Genomic DNA, 16,763 nt, shown 5'->3' on the forward strand with positions numbered 1-16,763 from the left:
ACCGGGTGTTGCGAAGACCACGAGGATCACATGGGCTGGACTGAAACCGCTCGGCGCGAGCATGACAGAAGGGGGCTGCGCTATGCAAGCGACTGCACCGATGCAGAATGGGCTGTTGTCCGGCCATTATTGAGGCGAACCACCAAGGTGGGACGCCCGCGCAAGCACAAGGCGCGGACGCTGTGGGATGCGATCCAGTATATCGCCACGACAGGATGCCAATGGGCGCAACTGCCCAAGGATTTCCCGCCCTTTACGACGGTGCAGTATCATTTCTACCGGATGCGCGACAACGGCCTGCTCGATGTCATCAACGCAGTGCTGGTGGCATGGGTGCGGGTATCGGAAGGTCGCGAGCCGGCGCCGACCGCGGGCGTCATCGACAGCCAGTCCGTTAAAACCACCGAGGCGGGTGGGCCGCGCGGCTACGACGCGGGCAAGAAGATCAAGGGTCGTAAACGCCACATCGTGACCGACACGCTCGGCAATATGCTCGAAGGCGTGGTGCATGGCGCCGATGTTCAGGACCGCGACGGGGCACCCGGCCTGATCGAGCGATCCTGCGACGCGTATCCGACACTTGCCAGGCTGTTTGCCGATGGCGGCTATGCCGGGCAGAAACTCGAAGCCGCGGTCGCGCACATCGATCGGCTGACCATCGAAATCATCCGGCGCTCCGATCTGACAGGCTTTGTCGTCCTACCCCGGCGCTGGGTCGTCGAACGCACTCTGGCGTGGCTGAACCGGTGCCGTCGCCTGGCTAAAGACTGGGAAGCCTCCATTGCATCGTCCGAGGCATGGATGGTCGTCTCGTCCATCAGGCGAATGACGCGCCGTATTGCCAACCTCGAATTATGAGTCGGGCTCTTAGGAAAAAAAGTCGGGGAACAATTGCATCCAGCGGGATCAAGCGCTCCGAACGATGCCATTCCCGCGCGTCGTCGGGGAGCAGGACGATGCGATTTTCGCCATTTTTATCGACGCTATTCTGGAGCACGGCGAGCGGAATCGCCATGGTCGCGGCTGTGCCGGGCGCCCGTGCCCGTGAGGTGATGCGCTACCGGTTCGATTTGCCTGCGCAGCCGCTCGGCGCATCGCTTCGCGACGTCGCGATCATCACCCATCGCAATATCGTGGCCGCATCGACGCTCACCGACGGCAGGCAGGGCCCTGCGCTATCGGGTGACTATACGGTTGAGGAAGCGCTGTCGCGGCTGCTTGCCGACACCGGGCTTGGCGCCACGACGGTCGGTAATGCCCTGGTCATCCGCGCCGGGTCGGCAGACCGGGAAACCGCTGTCCCATCGGCAATCGAAAACGACGCGGACATCGTCGTTACCGGCACCCGCATTCGCGGCGCGCCGATCGCTTCTCCGGTCATCTCGCTCGATCGCGAGCAAATTCGCAATGCCGGTCAGGCCAGCCTCGGCGACGTTGTGCGCAGCATTCCGCAAAGTTTCGGCGGCGGCCAGAATCCCGGGCTTGGCACCAATGTGCCGGCGAGCAGCGGGGTCGATATCGGCGGCGGGTCGTCGATCAACCTGCGCGGTCTCGGCAGCGACGCCACGCTGACCCTGCTCAACGGGCACCGGCTTTCCTATAGCGCGTCGCGCCAGAGCGTCGATGTATCCGCCATTCCCCTGGGTGCGGTCGAGCGCATCGAGATCGTCGCTGACGGCGCGTCGGCCCTTTACGGTTCGGACGCCGTCGCCGGTGTCGCCAATATCATCCTGCGCCGCGATATCGACGGAATCGAGACCAGCGGGCTGGTCGGCGGCGCGACCGATGGCGGCGATTTCACGCAGCAATATGGTGCGGTCGGCGGCAAGACCTGGGCATCCGGCGGGGTGGTTGCCGCCTATGAGTTCGGCCGCAGCACGGCGATCGAGTCCCGTGACCGCTCTTATACGCGTGCGCGGTCGCCGGGCCTGACGCTCTTCCCTGAGCTCAAGCACCATAGCGCGATCGTGAACGCACATCAGAAGGTGGCGGGGGATCTCAGCATCGATATCGACGGCCTTTACAACAAGCGCTGGAGCGGTTCGGTCTTTCCGCTGAATGCTGCCGGCGATCTCGGCATCAGCGGCGCACGGAGTTCCTCGGTCGCCGAATCCTACGCGATCGCCCCGACATTGCGCCTGGCGCTGAAGGACTGGCGATTATTCCTCACCGGCTCCTATGGTCATGACCGGGTCGATTATGGCGTGGTCACGACTTTCGACGGTGTCTCCGCCAATGCCGGCTCGGGCTATTATACCAATGCGGCAAAGGCCCTGGAAATGGGCGGCGACGGCACATTGTTTCGACTGCCCGGCGGGGCGGCGAAGATCGCCCTTGGGGCCGGCTATCGGGTGAATGATTTCACCAACTTCAAGGGAAAGACCAACTTCCAGAACACGGCGCGGTCGCAGGACAGCTATTACGCTTATGGCGAACTCAATCTGCCGCTGATCTCACCGGATCAGGCCACGCCGCTGGTTCACCGGCTGAGCGCGAGCGGCGCGCTTCGCTATGAGAATTATCCCGGCGTGGGCCCGGTGGTGACGCCCAAGCTCGGCCTCGTCTACGCGCCCATGCCCGATCTCGATCTCAAGGGCAGTTGGGGTCAGTCGTTCCGGGCACCGACCCTGTTGCAGCAATTCCAGCCCAACAGCGTCACGCTGGTGCGCGCGACGAGCTATGGCGGCATCGGCTTTCCCACAGGGGCCACGGTGCTCGCGCTGGCTGGCGGCAATCCCGACCTGAAACCGGAGCGCGCGACCAGCTGGTCGATCACGCTTGATGCGCACCCGCGCAGCCTGCCCGGTGTCCGCGCCCAGATCAGCTATTTCTCGACCCGCTACCGCGACCGGATCGTCGTGCCGGTCGCCTTGACCTCGGTTGCGCTGAGCAACCCGATCTATCGCGACCAGATCATCCTCAGCCCAAGTGACGCGGCGAAAGCGGCGGTTATTGCTGGTGCGGGCACGTTCGTGAACGCGGCCGGCGCGGCTTACGACCCAGCCAGGGTCGTCGCGATCGTCGATAACAACAATATCAATGCCGGCCGGCAAAGCATCCACGGCCTTGACCTGCTGCTGCGCTACAGGACAAAGCTGGGGGAGGGGGCGGACGCCCTCACCGCGACGGTCAATGCGACTTATCTTCACAGCAGCCAGCAATTGAGCAACAGTCAGCCGGTGGTGGCGCTGGTGGGGACGCTGTTCAATCCGCCGCATATCCGGGCCCGTGGCGGCCTGACCTGGGCAGCACGGGCGCTGACCCTCACCGGCATGCTCAATCATACCGGCGGCGTCCGCGACGTGCGAACAAGCCCGAATCCGCGCATCGACGGGATGACGACATTCGACCTGTCGGCGCGTTACCGCACTGGCGCAGGGGCTGGATGGTACCGCAATCTCGACCTGAGCCTGTCGGCGCAGAATCTGTTCAATGCCAAGCCCGCCACAATCGCGACGTCTATCTTCACCGACACGCCCTATGATTCGACCAACTTCTCTCCCGTCGGCCGCTTCGTCAGCGTCAGCATCACGAGGAAGTGGTGAGCGTGATCCGCGCGCGCAGCGCCGCCGCGCTGCTTGTGCTGCTTGCCGGCATCGGCATCTCGCCGGCCGCCACCGCGAGGTGTGAGGCGCTTTTGCCCGTGTCAGCGGCAAAACCGTCGCCGGTGCGGGCGATCACCGCCGAGGATCTGGTCGGATTGCGCGATATCGGTTTCCCCGATGCCGCATTGCTCGGTTCGCTCAGTCCGCTCGCGCTCTCGCCCGATGGCGGGCAAGCGGCTTTCGTGCTCAATCGGGCGGACCCCATCACCAATAGCTATTGTCGTGCGCTGGTGGTGATCGCGATTACCCCCGGCGCCGTGCCGCGCATCGTCGATCGCGGCGGCGAGCTGATCACTTATATCGATATCAAACGCGGCCTGTTCGTACCGGGTGGATTTCCCAATCTGGTCATACCAGCCTGGTCACCCGATGGGCGGTGGATCGCCTATCTCAAGCGCATCGGCGGCGTCACCCAGGTCTGGCGGGCACGATCGGACGGCAGCGCCGCTGGTCTGGTGACTCGGTCGCCCGGCGATATCGAAGCGGTAACCTGGTCCAATGATGGCCGCGCGCTGCTCATCGCGACCCGGCCGGGCAAGATCGCCGCCCAGGCCGCGATCGCCCGCGAAGCGCGGTCCGGTTATCTCTATGACGAACGTATCGTCACCTATTCCGGTGGCTATCCGCAAATCCGCGCCGCCGATGCCCCGCTGGAGAATTTCGCGGTCGATCCCGCTAGCGGTGCGATGCGTCCGGCGACCGCTGATGAAACGGTCGCGATGGGCGCGGCCGGCGGGGTCGGCACGCTCACCATGGAAGCAATGGCCGCCAATGGCCGACGCGCCTGGACCGAACGGCGCGCCGCTTCACCGGCGAGTCCCGCACGGCTGACCGTGAGCGGTCTCAACGGCGCCCCGATCCAGTGTGACGATGCGTCTTGCAGCGGCGGCATCATCGGCCTGTGGTGGGACGGTGCCGGACGCGAACTGCGCTATCTCAGGCGTGAGGGCTGGGCGCGGGGGCAGACCGCGTTTTATCGCTGGTCGCCGGGTCAGGGTGTGCCGCATCGGCTCTGGCTGACCGACGATGTGATCCAGGGCTGCCGCCCGGTCCGCGATCTGCTGTTGTGCTTGCGGGAAAACAGCCGCACGCCGCGCCATATCGTGCTGATCGATCCCGTAACCGGCGCGTCCAGCCTGGTCTATGATCCCAACCCTGAATTTGCCGCGGTCCGGCTCGGTCGCGTCGAGCGGCTCAAATGGACCAATGACCGCGGGCTTGAGGCATGGGGTGACCTTGTGCTGCCCCCGGGCCATCGCCCTGGTGAAACGCTGCCGATGGTGGTCGTTCAATATCATAGCGACGGTTTTCTGCGCGGCGGGACCGGAGACGACTACCCAATCTATCTCTTCGCCGCGCACGGCTTCGCGGTGTTGAGCCTCGAGCAGCCCGCAGCGATCACCTCAACCATGACCGGCCTCAAGGACTGGGACGAGATCGTCGCCACGCAATATCGCGGCTGGGCCGAACGCCGCAGCCTGTTGTCGTCACTGCTGACCGGCGTGAACCTGGCGGTCGCCACGGGCGCGGTCGACCGCAAGCGGATCGGCCTCACCGGGCTCAGCGACGGATCATCCACGGTGCGCTTCGCGCTGATCAATGCGCCGGGAATGTTCGCAGCCGCCGCGATCAGTACCTGCTGCCTCGATCCCAAAACCGTGATGACCTATGGTGGCATTGCCTGGGCGGAGTATAATCGGAAGATGGGTTTCCCGCCCGCGACCCGCGATGATCCCGGCTTTTGGCAGCCCTATTCGCTCGCGCTCAATGCTCGCGACATCGACATGCCGCTGCTCATGCAACTGCCTGATGACGAATATCTGATGGCGCTGGAAGCGTTCGAGGCGCTGCGCGAGCATGGCAAGCCCGTTGAAATGTATGTCTTCCCCGGCGAATATCATGCCAAATACCAGCCGATCCACCGGCTGGCGGTCTATAATCGTGACGTCGACTGGTTCAGCTTCTGGCTGCAGTCACGCAGCGATCCCGACCCGGCCAAGGCCGCGCAATATGCCCGCTGGGAGGCGATGCGGGCGACGCTCAGGCGCTAAAGCCACGGCCAGAGATTTCGACCCGTCGCGAGGGCATCGATCCGATCTGGATCGAGCAGCGGGGCCTTGATCCGTTCGGGAACGCCGTCGGCCCTGACCGATCAAACGGCGTTTCGCGGATCCTTGCATCGCACCAGCATCCAGAAAAGCCCCTCGTTCTCCCGCCGTCTGGTCTGGGGTTTGCCCATGGCCTAGTGCCCCTGCATCCGCGGTCCGGACTGTTCTCTTGCCACGCCGTCGATCTTGATCCTGACGATATTGCCTTCAAAACGGCTCGGCACCCGCGGCATCTGATAGCTGTTGTGACGCAGCACGAGGAACGTGATCTGGCCCGGTTGGCCCGGGCTATGGTTGACCACGGTCATCGCCACTGACGGGGTGATACCAAGCATCCGGGTGAGCCGCTGAGCCGATTTGAGCAGCGCCTTTTCTGTCATGTCATGTCTCCCGGCAGGCGCGCTTGCGGCCAGCCGATGTGATGAAAGGTGGGTTTGGAGGCAGCGCAAGGTCGCGTTGCGTCATCTTTGGCCGGTGGCGCCGGTCTCGCTCGACCGTCAGAAATGGGAGGCGAACGCCTCCAGCTCGGTGGGACTGTGCTGCGCCGGCTCGTTCATCTCGTCGATCTCTCATCCGGTTGCATCACCTCGTCGTGGGAAGCGCCGATCATATGGGTTCATCGGCCCGAGCATGCCAGCTAGACAGCGGTTATGATGTACCATACATCACATATTATATATATATATCTCTTGAGATATGTCATCTATGATTATTCAGTTGATTAACGGCAACCTCTTTCGAGAGTCTCTGCTGTTTGCCAGTTTTCAGAGGTGGTTTTGCGACATGTTTGTTCAGCCCGTGCCAGGCAGGATCGAGGCGAACACGCCGCTGCCGGCGGTCGTTGCGCGCTCGCCGTTCACGCAGCCGGTCGCGGCGTGCGCGACAGCCTCGCCGTGAGAGAAATATCCCAACCCAAGCACGTGATGCGCGTCGCGCTGGAGCGGAACTATCGGCCAGCCGAAACCGGGATGGCCGAAACCGATATTGCGACGGGTCTTGACGTTCAAGCGTCTGACAAGGACTCGCCGACGACCGGAATCCTGGCGGCGCTGCGTGATCCATCGGCCCGCCGGGATGGCTGATTGCGAACCGCCGGAAAGGGCGCGGCGCGATCCTAGTCCCGAAGCTACTTTGGTCGGCTGCCTGGAGAGTCGTCCAGAGATGTCCACCAGTGACCTCGATGACCTGATCGCGTGCAATCTGATGCTGGAAAGTCTTGCGATCTGGCGCGAACGCGCACGGCAGGGGCAGGCAGAATTGCGCTCGCCTTATATCTCCGACATCGGCGATATGCGCTCGCTGCACTTCGACGGGCACTCGATGCAGAGCGAAATGAACCTGCTCGATCCGATCGAACTGACGATCGACTACACCAGGATGATGATGGGCTTTTTGTTGTTCGATCCAAGGCCGCGCCGGATCGAGATGATTGGCCTTGGCGGCGGCTCGCTCGCCAAGTGCTGCCACCATCTGCTGCCCGATACCGACATCACTATCGTAGAGATCAATCCGGCTATTATCGCGTTTCGCGACCAGTTCCAGATCCCGCGCGACGATGACCGGTTCCGCGTTCTGGTCGGAGACGGCGCGGATTTCGTTGCGCAGGGCGGTTCAAGGCCAGACGTGCTGTTGATCGATGGCTTCGACGAATTCGGACAGCCGCCCGAGCTATGCAGCGCGGAATTCTATGACCAATGCTATCGGCGACTTGCGCCCGGCGGGGTGATGATCGTCAATCTGTGGGGCGGTGGGCATCTCAATCGCCGTTACGCGGCAAGGGTCGCGCGCAGCTTCAATGGATCGGCACGTTCGGTGCCGACTGAGGCCGGTTTCAACCAGGCCGTATTTGGTCGCAAGGATGCAAAGCTCGTTTTGTCTCAGGCGGATATCGCCGCGACCGCTGCTTTGTTCCAGCAGCGCCAGGCAGCTTTCCTGCCCCAGATTGGAAACCGTATCAGCCGACGAATCGACCATCATCTCTGGGAAAGGGCTGTGCATCTCGTCGAGGATCGGCTTCGAAAAGCGGAGGTCGAATAGTCGCCGGGCATTGTCCGGGCTGGGTCGACAGGCCCGTCCGGCGGTCGCCGCCCACCGGATTAAGGGCTGGATGGCACGAAAGAGGGTGGAATCAGGTCGACCCTGTGTCCTCGGGCGCCGAACGGGTGGCGGACTTTGCCCGGGCACGCGATGCCGCCTCGGCATTCGCGCGGTCATGGGCTTTGCCCCCCGCGATCGTGACTGCAAAGAACAGGATCATCAGGGCAACGCAGAAGACGATGATGAAAAAAATCATCATGACCCCGCGTCCAGGTCACCGGCGATGGGGGCGATGCGCGCGGCGGTGAGGGCGTGCTCGGGCAGGGCGGCTGCCGCTGCCGGCTCGGCGATCCTCAGCGGCTGGCGTGCGCCGAAACCGCCCATCCCATGCCACCATTGATAGGCGATGACCCCGCCCTTGGCCGGCTGGATGAGACCGATCGACAATAAGATGACGAGGGGCACCCACAACGCGATATGGACCCAGGACGGCGGATGGAACGCCGCTTCGAGCAATGTCATGCCGGTAACGACAATGTGTCCGGTCACCAAAATGACGAGATAGGGCGGAAAGTCGTCGGCAACATGGTGTGTCCAGTCCTGCCCACAGGCGGGGCAGCGATCGAGCGGCTTGAGGAATTTGCCGAACAGGCGCGCGCCGTCACAGGCGGGGCACCGGTCGCGGCATCCGCGCCACAGCGCGATCCAGATCGTTCTCGGCGCCAGGAACGGTCCAAGCCGACGCGTTGGCAGCAGGGTCAGCAGCCGATCGAAGATCATGGACCTCTGAGGCTGTGGTGCAGGAGCAAAGGAAGACATGATGTCAGCCATAGAGCCGCATCCCCGGCGTCGCATCGCGCACAGACGGCTCGACGCTGTCCTCAAACTGGCTGAAATTGTCGATGAACAGCTTTACCAGCCGTCGTGCCATGGCATCATAGGCAATGGGATCAGCCCAGGTTGATCTCGGATCGACGATCATGGGGTCGATGCCGGGAACCGCCAGCGGCACCTGAAATCCGAAATTCGCGTCGGTGCGGAAGGCCGCGGCATTGAGCGTGTCGTCGAGCGCTGCGTTGAGCAGCGCGCGCGTGACCTTGATCGGCATGCGATGCCCGGTTCCGTAAGCGCCGCCGGTCCAGCCGGTATTGACGAGCCAGCAAGCGACCCCGCCCCGGGCGATGCGCTCTTTCAGGAGATTGCCATAGACAGAAGGGTGCCGCAGCATGAACGGTGCCCCGAAACAGGTCGAGAATGTCGCTTCAGGCTCGGTCACGCCGACCTCCGTGCCGGCGACCTTCGCTGTGTAACCCGAGAGGAAGTGGTACATTGCCTGCGCTGGCGTCAGCCTCGCGATCGGCGGCAACACGCCGAACGCGTCAGCCGTCAGCATGACGAGATGGCGCGGCAAAGGCCCCATATTGTCGGCCGAGGCATTTGCGATGAAATCGATCGGATAGGCCGCGCGACTGTTTTCGGCCAGGGAAGGATCATCGAGATCGAGCGCGCGTGTGGCCGGGTCCATCACGACATTTTCAAGCACCGTTCCGAACCGGCGCGTGGTCGCGAAGATTTCCGGCTCCGCCTCGGCGGAGAGGCCGATCATCTTCGCGTAACAGCCGCCCTCGAAGTTGAACACCGCGGTGTCGGACCAGCCATGCTCGTCGTCACCGATCAGCGTGCGGCTGGCGTCGGCGGACAGGGTTGTCTTGCCCGTACCCGACAGGCCGAAGAAAATTGCCGTATCGCCACGGGCGCCGATATTGGCGGAGCAATGCATCGGCATCACGCCGCGTGGCGGCAGGACATAGTTGAGGATCGAGAAGACGGCCTTCTTCATTTCTCCCGCATAGGCCGTGCCGCCGATCAGGACCATTTTGCGCGTGAAGTCGATCGCAACGACTGTTTCCGAGCGGCATCCGTGCCGGGTGGGATCGGCGCGGAACGACGGCAGGTCGATGATCGTATAATCCGGGTCGAAGGCGGCGCGTTCGTCGACCGTCGGGCGCACGAGCAATGTGTGGACGAACAGCGAGTGCCAGGCCAACTCGGTCACCACGCGGACCTGGATGCGATGGTCTGGCTGTGAACCGCCGAACATATCCTGGATATAGACTTGATCAAGACCGGCCAGATGGATGCGGAAGTCATTTTCCAGCACCGCAAAGGCGTTTGGCGACATTGGCTGATTGACCGTGCCCCACCAGATGGTGCCCTCGGTTTGCTCGTCGCGAACGGTGAATTTGTCGCGTGGCGAACGGCCGGTGTGCGTGCCGGTTTTCACGACAAGAGCGCCGCCGGCTGCGAGCCGACCCTCGTGCCGCGACAGCGCCTCCTCGACCAGGAACGGGGCGGCCTGATTGGCATGGACGCGGGCTTGCGCGCCGAACACCAGGCCATTCAGGGGCGCTCTTGCCGAATTCATTGTCATGCCTGGTTCTCCATGGAATTTACGGGACGTCCCGCCCCACCCACCCTCAAGGTGTCGCCGCGCGCGGCCTGCTCCAGGGCGTAGCCGAGTTCGAGCATCAGCTCGGCGGCTTGCGGAGCGGTCAATAACATGTCGATCGCGCCGCTGGAGCAGCGCGCCTCAAGCAGGATCGCGCGTTGGCCGTCCGATCTCGGCTTTGCCCGAGGATGCAAGGTCCAGCCTTGTCGCGCGCTGGCAAAATTGGGCAGGCGCTGGGCGATGGAGACAAGGATGTCCTCTTTGCGCTGTGCAAAGTCCGTTGCGCCGACCATTGTCAACCTTTCCGCCGCCGGGGCGGTGCTCGTGAAACTCGATTTGCGATATATGATGTAATATACAGGTATAAGAGCGATTCTAAAGCGGTTATTTGATATACTATACATCATCAACGAAGTGGCGGCCTGCGCGCGCTCCTGCCTGCCATCAGCGCATAATATTATAGATAAAGCTTCTTTGTTGATGTATCAGACATGCCTATAGGCATGAGAAAATAGCAGCGCGGTTTCGGGAGCAATTGAGATGATCACGTCTGCACAGATGCGTGCGGCCCGCGCCCTGCTCGGCATCGACCAGCGCGAACTGGCCGTTATGGCGGGGCTGTCACTGCCCACGATCCAGCGCATGGAATCGTCCGGCGGACAAGTTCGGGGCATCATCGACACATTGATGAAAGTGGTCGAGGCGCTGGAACATGCCGGCGTCGAGCTTATCGGCGAGAACACGCCAAGCGTCGGGATCGGTCGTGGCGTCCGGCTTGTCGAGGCCCAGGTCCGGCCGGGCGTACGCCAATTCACCACCGAGCCGCGGACCATTTTGGTCAGCGAGGAGGCGGGCGGTGTCGCTTAAGGCCCGCGACGTTTCACGCCGACCTCGCGCACCGAGCAAGGTTCTGCCGCCCCGCTGATTGTCAGGCCTGCCAGGATCGTGCCCAGGCCTCGGCATCGGCAAGTTGCATGATGCGGATATAGCGGGTGCCGCACACCGGGCGAGGATCGTCCAGCTCGCGTTCCAGCGCGGCGCGATCGAGCAGGCCGTGCGCGGCGAGCGCGCCCTCCAGCAGCAGCGCTTTGAGCGCCGACCGGTTGGTCTCGTAAATCTCGGCCATGAAACTGCCGGGCGAGCCCTTTGAGCGGCGCCAGACCACCGCGTCGGGCAGGTCGGCCGCGAAGGCGGTGCGGGCGATCACCCGGTTGCGGCCATCCTCGAACCATAGCCAGCTCGGCACGCCGAGACAGGTTTCGACCACCGGCTGCGCGAGCAGCGGCGCGACCATCGGGATCATTGCCTCGGGATCGAGCGCCTCGACATAGCTCTGTCCCGCCGCGAGCATCGCGACATGCGCCGCCTTGCCCGGCAGGGCGCCTGGCGGTGGCGTCAGCCAGACATGCTCAGCCGCTTTGGTCATAGCCGCGCATGCGTCTTGCGAGAGCAGGCGCCGGTCGACCGACCAGCGAAAACCGGGCCCGCGCAACCAGGCACGGCGCATCGCGCGATGCGCAACCGTCCAGCCGCTCACCCCGGCGAGCCGGGCGATCTCCCGGGTGAGGCGCCAGAACCGAGCGTCCGGCGCGTCGGTCAGGAGGCAATCAGCTGCCGGTGCGACCGATTGCAATGCGCAGAACACATTGTCGCCACCGCCGCCGTCGAAGATCGCCGTGCTGCCGTGCGACGGCGCGAGCGCGCGACCGGCGCGCTCCGATTCCTGCAGGAAGGAGCGACTGGTCGGCCGGGGCAGATGCGCCGCGGCCGATCGCATCACATCGATATGGGCGACATCGCGAGTCACCTCGCTGAGCGGCGATGACAGCGCGTCCGCCACCAGGCGCGCATAGCGTCGTTCATCGCCACTGGGATTGTCGGTCGTCAGCGTCAGGCAGGAGAAGGCGCGCCCGCTATGGGCGAGCGCTGCCGCGACAATCGAGCTGTCGAGCCCGCCGGAGAGCTTGAGGACCAGATGATCGAAGGTGGAGGCGCGGGCGGCGACACAGGTCCGGACGCTGTCGCGCACCCGCTGTATCGCCTCGCCGCGATCGTCGATCCGTCGTGCGGCAAAGGTCCAGGGCGACCATAAGCGCGCGGTGGAGACGCCGGCCGGGCCGACCGTCAGGCGCTCGCCGCCCTGAAGTTCGGTGATCCCGGTGAGACAAGTCTCGGTCTGGCGCAGGTCGCCGACCATCAACTGCCGCGCCAGCGCGTCCCAGTTTACGCTCGGCCGGGCACCGCCCAGGCTGGTCAGCAGCGATATGTCGGACGCGATGATCACCGTGTCCGGCCCGACGGTATAATAGCAGGGCAGCTCGCCGAGCGGGGCGCGCAGCACATGGACCGATCCACTGGCCGGGCCGGCCAGTATCGCGACATAGCGGCCCCAATAATCCTGGACGAGATGCGCAGCCTCGGTGTCCGTCACCAGCGCCTGGCTTGCTTCGGGCAGCGCCGTCACCGGTGACGATGCGCCGGCGGCGAACAGCGTGCCGATAATACTGCCGCGCGCCGGATCGAGGGTTGCATGTTTCGGGGGCTCGGCGATGAGCAACAGTCCATCGCGATCGATCAGCGACGCAAAACCAAACAGGGTCGCCGCGCGGTGGTGGATTGCGCCGCGCCGCGCGGGCCATGCGGCGGGGTCGCGTGCGATCGCGGCGAGAAAGCGATCGCCCATTACACCACCAGGATCGGCGTGAAGTCGCGCACCATGTCGGCACGGTCATTCAGCAGCAGCGTTTCATACTGGACCCAGCAATGCGCGGCGAAGGGCTGTAGCTTGACCCCGATCACGAGGTCCGGCCGGAACCCGACCATGGCGAGCCGGCGGGCGATCGCCAGCGAGCGGACAAGGCATTGATCGAGCGGCGACGCCAGCAAACTGGCCTGGTGAAAGGCAGTTGCGGTCGCGAGCAGATCGGCCTTGGGGCGAGGCCGGACGTCGCTCGCCTTGCGTTGTTCGAGATTGTGCAGCACCCGGCCGAGACCGGCGATCTTGAGCGCGATGCGGCTCCGCACCAGAGCGCTCAGCGCGGTTGCCACCTTCCACGGTGTCGCTGTGTCATCACTGTCCAGGCTGGTCGCTGTCACGGGGGGCGGCCGGCACGGCTGCGGCATGGCGGCACTCTCGATATCAACCAGCAGCCCGTCGGCGCGCCATCGTTCGACCGCGCCGAGATCGGTGGCGGAGAGATCGTCGCCGGCGATGAGGCGGACAAAACCCGCTTCGGCGCTCGGGCTGAGGCAGAAATAGCGGTCATGCCGTATGTCGAGGAACAACAGGCGGTCGCCGACACGGGCGAAGGACAGGCCAGGGCGCAGCGCGAACCCCATGAGCGAACATCCCGGTTGTGTGCAGATGGCGCGCGGCCACCGGCCGCGCGCACACCCGGTCAGTCGTCGGTCAGGCCCGTGCCGAGCTTGCCGAGCGCTTCGTCCGGCTCCTGGCCGACGATACCGCGGGTCTCGATGCTTGCCGCGCCGAGATCGATGATGTCCTTGTCTTCGCGTTCCATGATGCACTCCTTGTCTGCCGCGTGATGCGGCATGCCAAAACTAGGCAGTGCGCCCGGCTATCCGAACTTTATACGATTCCTATATTGCGATTATATCGGGGGCTCGACATCTCCCGCGCGATAGAGCTGCCGCACGACCTCGGCGGCAACCCGTACCCGGCGCCGATGATAGGCGCTCAGCAACTGCCGGATCCCGGACATGTCGGTCTGCTCGCAGGCGGTGGCGAGCTGGGCCAGCTCAGACCCGATATCGGGCAGTATCAGCGCTTCGACCCTGCGCGCGGCGTGCAATCGATCATTCGCCTGGACGATCGCCCGGCCATGTTCGGCATTCGTCGAGTGCCGCGCGATGCGCAGGAACAGCGCGGCGGTTTGATCGGCGCTGTCTGCCGATTCGTCTGGCGCCGATGCCGGCCGTGCCGGTGGCATGGGTCGCCAGCCGCGACACGCGAGGATCAGTATCGCGGCATTCCAGGCATAAAGATCCTTGAGGCCGGGTTCATCGACCTGTGGCAGGTGGAAGCCTTCGCCGATCCGGGTCTCGACTAGTCCTTCGCCGGTCAGCATATGGAGCGCATCGCGCACCGGCGTCACGCTGCTGACCAGCAATTCGGCCAATACCGCCGGATCGAGCCGGGCGCCGGGACGGACGTGCGCGTGCAGGATCCGGTGTTTGAGCGCGTCATAGACCCGCTCGGCGGTCGCGCCGGAGTTCATCTCTGCTGACCCGCGGCAAAGGCTTCGACCAGCACTTCCTGGTCCTGGCGCAGCGCATCGACCGCACCGATCGCACCATCGGGGTCGTCGCCGAGCAGGATCGAGGGACAACGGCCCTCAAAATTACCGAGATTGGGCCGGTGCTGCCGATAGCCGACCAACGCCGCCAGTTCGGGCGAGAAGCGGCGCGCGACCGGTGGCGGGTAAGCGAGCCACTGATTCTCATAGGGTTTGAGCCAACCCAGGCAGTAGCTCGTGATCATCCCACGCCGCACCGCATTGCTCTCATTGCCGCCCGCGCCGTGCAGGGTCGAGCCGAGGAAGATCAGTGCCGACCCGGGTCTCATGGCGGCGATGACCGGAGCGCAGGTCGGCTCGGGCCGAGCGGCATTGGCACCGTGACTACAAGGCCAGATCAAGGTGGCGCCGTTCCCGGCATGATAATCGGTGAAGGGCCACATCACATTGACCAGATATTCGACTCGGCCAGTCTCTCCGCGCCACATATCCTGGTCGCGGTGCGGGAGCTGCGGCAGCGCGCCGGGATGGAGCGCGATCGCTTGGGTCAGGTTGAGCTGGATGACATCGCAATACGGCTGCAAGATGCGTTCGGTGATGCCGAGGATCAGCTTGTGCTGGACCAGCGCAGCGGTGCGGTCGGAGCGCGCGAGCAACCGGCCGAACCGCTTGGTTAGACGCCCATAAAATGGACCTTCGCAAAACGGCGTGTCGGCAAAATCGTCTGTCAGATCGGCGTCGAGTGCGGCGATCCTGGCGCGCGGCACGAGGTCGGGGATGACGATATAACCCTGATCGAGCAGCTGGGCACTCCAGCGGTCGACGGCACCGGGCGCGGCGATCGGATCATGCGGCATGGCGCACATCCTCGTCGTCGCCGGCGCCGCGCCAGACCCCGGCCTGGCGCAGCAAATCCGGGGTGTCGGGCGTGATCTCGATGCACAGTGCGCCGAGCATTGTCCTGCTCGACATCGCCGGCAGGCCGAGCGGCCGGCAGTGCCAGCCGAACGCCAGAATCTGCTGCAGCCAGCCGATCTCGGCAACGCCGGTATAGCTGGCGATGCCGGCGCCGAGCGCATGATCGACCAGCGCGCTGACCAGCTGGTTGCGGACCGATAATCGCGCGGCGGCGGACAGCCGGCGATCGAGGCAGAATCGAGTGATTTCAAGGATTGCCGGGCCGGCCGGCACCGGTCCGTCGCACAGTCCGGCGAACAGCGTGTCGAGGATATGCGGTCGGGTTGTCGGAAGCAGTCGCACCGAGGCGAGATGTGCGCCGGCCGGATCGCTCAGCAGCAGATATTGGGCGCCGGGTCCGTCGAACTGATCGACTTCGAAGCGATCCGCGATAACCGGCACATCCCAGCGCAGCAGATCGACGAACACGCGCTTGCGCGCTGTGAACATAGCGCACAGTCGCGGGTCATCCGCCCAGCGCGGTGAATATCCCATAAGGTGCAGCATGATCGAGCCTCCATCGGGTGAGGAGACCAAAATCGATCGGCTGGCAGTGATCCGCTATTCCCAGAAATGGGCATATCATCGTCGGAAAACGTCGGCGAAGCTGATCGTTCCGTCGAACAATGTCCGGATCAACAATAATGTCCGTTTCTGCACCCCGTAGCGCTCGCGCGCCTGTTTGACGTGCCGGACGACCGTTTCCTGGCTGATGTCGATGATGCGGCTGATCTCCCAGTCCGATTTGCCGCGCGCCACCCAGATCAGGCAATCGCGTTGCCGGTCGGTCAGTCGCGGCAGCCCGATCACGGGATCGCGCATCCGCCACAGCCGCCGCGCACTTTCGAACGCGAAGGCGCCGACGAGTTGCGCTGCCGAAAGCGCCTCTTCGGGCAAAGGCTGGCCGGACATGGTTGCAAAGGACACCGAGCCATTGGCTTCGCCGGGAACATTGGTCGGGACGGTGAATCCCTCGCCAATGCCGTGTACGCCGGCGAGGGACAGAATCTGATGGTCGCCTGGTGTGAGGCTGATCATGCGCGGCACCTGCGACCAGGCAAAGCCGATACCGGTGAGGTGGCTGGCGCGGTGTACCGGGTCCGACACGCCAAGGCTGTTGCGATCGAAGAACTCGGCCCAGCTGTCCGGATAATTGTGCAGCCGGATCGCCTCCTGCCCGATGCGCAGCATATCGACATGATGGGTCAGCGCGAAATAGCGAAAGCCCAGTTGCGTGCTGATCATCGACAAGGTGGCGTGGAGCGCGCCGGGAGAGGAAAGCCGCCCGGCAGCACGGGCAAACTCTTCCACCAGGGGAAGGAGGTTCATCAGCTCATTGTACGACCCCGAG

At 64.2% G+C, this 16,763-nt stretch carries 18 protein-coding genes; 5 read left to right on the top strand and 13 right to left on the bottom strand.

The annotated features are described in order from the left end of the window. The first annotated feature begins 30 nt into the window (after positions 1-30). The 3 genes from G4G27_RS06920 (at position 31) to G4G27_RS06930 (ending at position 5,656) form a co-directional block, all read left to right on the top strand. Entirely contained in the window at positions 31-858 is an 828-nt protein-coding gene (locus G4G27_RS06920) for an IS5 family transposase (protein ID WP_183112653.1), read from the top strand. A gap of 98 nt (positions 859-956) precedes the next feature. Further along, positions 957-3,545, top strand: coding sequence for a TonB-dependent receptor (locus G4G27_RS06925; RefSeq protein WP_183112654.1), 2,589 nt, complete (start codon positions 957-959; stop codon positions 3,543-3,545). Further along, complete coding sequence (locus tag G4G27_RS06930; RefSeq protein ID WP_183112655.1) at positions 3,542-5,656, top strand: Atxe2 family lasso peptide isopeptidase; 2,115 nt, start codon at positions 3,542-3,544, stop codon at positions 5,654-5,656. The genes G4G27_RS06925 and G4G27_RS06930 overlap by 4 nt, the downstream gene beginning before the upstream one ends. Before the next feature lie 191 nt (positions 5,657-5,847). Here the strand turns inward: G4G27_RS06930 and G4G27_RS06935 are convergent, their stop codons facing one another. Next, on the bottom strand, positions 5,848-6,093 hold the full coding sequence (locus G4G27_RS06935) for a hypothetical protein (RefSeq protein ID WP_183112656.1): 246 nt from the start codon (positions 6,091-6,093) through the stop codon (positions 5,848-5,850). A 411-nt stretch (positions 6,094-6,504) separates the two neighbouring features. After that, complete coding sequence (locus tag G4G27_RS06940; protein ID WP_183112657.1) at positions 6,505-6,720, bottom strand: hypothetical protein; 216 nt, start codon at positions 6,718-6,720, stop codon at positions 6,505-6,507. A gap of 154 nt (positions 6,721-6,874) precedes the next feature. On the opposite strand from G4G27_RS06940, the gene G4G27_RS06945 reads away from it, so the two are divergent. Further along, positions 6,875-7,750 (top strand): fused MFS/spermidine synthase, encoded by an 876-nt coding sequence (locus tag G4G27_RS06945; protein WP_202049673.1) that lies wholly within the window; start codon positions 6,875-6,877, stop codon positions 7,748-7,750. Positions 7,751-7,841: 91 nt separating this feature from the next. On the opposite strand, the gene G4G27_RS06950 is transcribed toward G4G27_RS06945, so the two are convergent. The 4 genes from G4G27_RS06950 to G4G27_RS06965 are packed head-to-tail and all read right to left on the bottom strand — an operon-like array spanning position 7,842 to position 10,492. Beyond that, the gene (locus G4G27_RS06950; RefSeq protein WP_183112658.1) at positions 7,842-8,009 is read right to left on the bottom strand and encodes a hypothetical protein; all 168 of its coding nucleotides are present in this window, start codon (positions 8,007-8,009) and stop codon (positions 7,842-7,844) included. Next, positions 8,006-8,530, bottom strand: coding sequence for a DUF983 domain-containing protein (locus tag G4G27_RS06955; RefSeq protein WP_183112659.1), 525 nt, complete (start codon positions 8,528-8,530; stop codon positions 8,006-8,008). The genes G4G27_RS06950 and G4G27_RS06955 overlap by 4 nt, the downstream gene beginning before the upstream one ends. Positions 8,531-8,573: 43 nt before the next feature. Next, positions 8,574-10,181 carry a phosphoenolpyruvate carboxykinase gene (locus G4G27_RS06960; RefSeq protein WP_244624589.1) on the bottom strand — a complete coding sequence of 536 codons (1,608 nt, stop codon included), beginning with the start codon at positions 10,179-10,181 and terminating at the stop codon, positions 8,574-8,576. Then, positions 10,178-10,492, bottom strand: coding sequence for a hypothetical protein (locus G4G27_RS06965; RefSeq protein WP_183112660.1), 315 nt, complete (start codon positions 10,490-10,492; stop codon positions 10,178-10,180). Before G4G27_RS06965 ends, G4G27_RS06960 begins: the two co-directional genes overlap by 4 nt. Before the next feature lie 247 nt (positions 10,493-10,739). Between G4G27_RS06965 and G4G27_RS06970 the strand changes: the two genes are divergently transcribed. Then, positions 10,740-11,066, top strand: coding sequence for a helix-turn-helix transcriptional regulator (locus G4G27_RS06970; protein ID WP_183112661.1), 327 nt, complete (start codon positions 10,740-10,742; stop codon positions 11,064-11,066). A 61-nt stretch (positions 11,067-11,127) separates the two neighbouring features. Here G4G27_RS06970 and G4G27_RS06975 read toward each other — a convergent pair whose 3' ends face one another. The 7 genes from G4G27_RS06975 to G4G27_RS07005 all read right to left on the bottom strand — a co-directional run bounded on the left by G4G27_RS06975 (position 11,128) and on the right by G4G27_RS07005 (position 16,741). Next, positions 11,128-12,882 (bottom strand): asparagine synthase C-terminal domain-containing protein, encoded by a 1,755-nt coding sequence (locus G4G27_RS06975; RefSeq protein WP_183112662.1) that lies wholly within the window; start codon positions 12,880-12,882, stop codon positions 11,128-11,130. Next, positions 12,882-13,538: a lasso peptide biosynthesis B2 protein gene (locus tag G4G27_RS06980; RefSeq protein ID WP_183112663.1), complete on the bottom strand. Its 657-nt coding sequence runs from the start codon at positions 13,536-13,538 to the stop codon at positions 12,882-12,884. Before G4G27_RS06980 ends, G4G27_RS06975 begins: the two co-directional genes overlap by 1 nt. A gap of 59 nt (positions 13,539-13,597) precedes the next feature. Then, the gene (locus G4G27_RS06985) at positions 13,598-13,720 is read right to left on the bottom strand and encodes a benenodin family lasso peptide (RefSeq protein ID WP_183112664.1); all 123 of its coding nucleotides are present in this window, start codon (positions 13,718-13,720) and stop codon (positions 13,598-13,600) included. Between the two features lie 90 nt (positions 13,721-13,810). Beyond that, positions 13,811-14,437: a GntR family transcriptional regulator gene (locus G4G27_RS06990; RefSeq protein WP_183112665.1), complete on the bottom strand. Its 627-nt coding sequence runs from the start codon at positions 14,435-14,437 to the stop codon at positions 13,811-13,813. Further along, positions 14,434-15,312 (bottom strand): phytanoyl-CoA dioxygenase family protein, encoded by an 879-nt coding sequence (locus G4G27_RS06995; protein ID WP_183112666.1) that lies wholly within the window; start codon positions 15,310-15,312, stop codon positions 14,434-14,436. Before G4G27_RS06995 ends, G4G27_RS06990 begins: the two co-directional genes overlap by 4 nt. Next, positions 15,302-15,919 carry an acyl-homoserine-lactone synthase gene (locus G4G27_RS07000; protein ID WP_183112667.1) on the bottom strand — a complete coding sequence of 206 codons (618 nt, stop codon included), beginning with the start codon at positions 15,917-15,919 and terminating at the stop codon, positions 15,302-15,304. Before G4G27_RS07000 ends, G4G27_RS06995 begins: the two co-directional genes overlap by 11 nt. A gap of 75 nt (positions 15,920-15,994) precedes the next feature. Continuing rightward, positions 15,995-16,741 carry a LuxR family transcriptional regulator gene (locus tag G4G27_RS07005; RefSeq protein ID WP_183112668.1) on the bottom strand — a complete coding sequence of 249 codons (747 nt, stop codon included), beginning with the start codon at positions 16,739-16,741 and terminating at the stop codon, positions 15,995-15,997. Between the last annotated feature and the right edge of the window lie 22 nt (positions 16,742-16,763).

This window comes from Sphingomonas sp. So64.6b (genome assembly GCF_014171475.1).
Classification (GTDB): domain Bacteria; phylum Pseudomonadota; class Alphaproteobacteria; order Sphingomonadales; family Sphingomonadaceae; genus Sphingomonas; species Sphingomonas alpina_A.

What these genes read in the sequence shown, in the direction of transcription:
- G4G27_RS07000 (WP_183112667.1), bottom strand. Translation starts at nt 15,919, where the DNA reads ATGCTGCACCTTATGGGATATTCACCGCGCTGGGCGGATGACCCGCGA.
- G4G27_RS06975 (WP_183112662.1), bottom strand. Translation starts at nt 12,882, where the DNA reads ATGGGCGATCGCTTTCTCGCCGCGATCGCACGCGACCCCGCCGCATGG.
- G4G27_RS06960 (WP_244624589.1), bottom strand. Translation starts at nt 10,181, where the DNA reads ATGACAATGAATTCGGCAAGAGCGCCCCTGAATGGCCTGGTGTTCGGC.
- G4G27_RS06965 (WP_183112660.1), bottom strand. Translation starts at nt 10,492, where the DNA reads ATGGTCGGCGCAACGGACTTTGCACAGCGCAAAGAGGACATCCTTGTC.
- G4G27_RS06925 (WP_183112654.1), top strand. Translation starts at nt 957, where the DNA reads ATGCGATTTTCGCCATTTTTATCGACGCTATTCTGGAGCACGGCGAGC.
- G4G27_RS06935 (WP_183112656.1), bottom strand. Translation starts at nt 6,093, where the DNA reads ATGACAGAAAAGGCGCTGCTCAAATCGGCTCAGCGGCTCACCCGGATG.
- G4G27_RS06945 (WP_202049673.1), top strand. Translation starts at nt 6,875, where the DNA reads ATGTCCACCAGTGACCTCGATGACCTGATCGCGTGCAATCTGATGCTG.
- G4G27_RS06985 (WP_183112664.1), bottom strand. Translation starts at nt 13,720, where the DNA reads ATGGAACGCGAAGACAAGGACATCATCGATCTCGGCGCGGCAAGCATC.
- G4G27_RS06920 (WP_183112653.1), top strand. Translation starts at nt 31, where the DNA reads ATGGGCTGGACTGAAACCGCTCGGCGCGAGCATGACAGAAGGGGGCTG.
- G4G27_RS06955 (WP_183112659.1), bottom strand. Translation starts at nt 8,530, where the DNA reads ATGATCTTCGATCGGCTGCTGACCCTGCTGCCAACGCGTCGGCTTGGA.
- G4G27_RS06980 (WP_183112663.1), bottom strand. Translation starts at nt 13,538, where the DNA reads ATGGGGTTCGCGCTGCGCCCTGGCCTGTCCTTCGCCCGTGTCGGCGAC.
- G4G27_RS06995 (WP_183112666.1), bottom strand. Translation starts at nt 15,312, where the DNA reads ATGCCGCATGATCCGATCGCCGCGCCCGGTGCCGTCGACCGCTGGAGT.
- G4G27_RS07005 (WP_183112668.1), bottom strand. Translation starts at nt 16,741, where the DNA reads ATGAACCTCCTTCCCCTGGTGGAAGAGTTTGCCCGTGCTGCCGGGCGG.
- G4G27_RS06970 (WP_183112661.1), top strand. Translation starts at nt 10,740, where the DNA reads ATGATCACGTCTGCACAGATGCGTGCGGCCCGCGCCCTGCTCGGCATC.
- G4G27_RS06950 (WP_183112658.1), bottom strand. Translation starts at nt 8,009, where the DNA reads ATGATGATTTTTTTCATCATCGTCTTCTGCGTTGCCCTGATGATCCTG.
- G4G27_RS06990 (WP_183112665.1), bottom strand. Translation starts at nt 14,437, where the DNA reads ATGAACTCCGGCGCGACCGCCGAGCGGGTCTATGACGCGCTCAAACAC.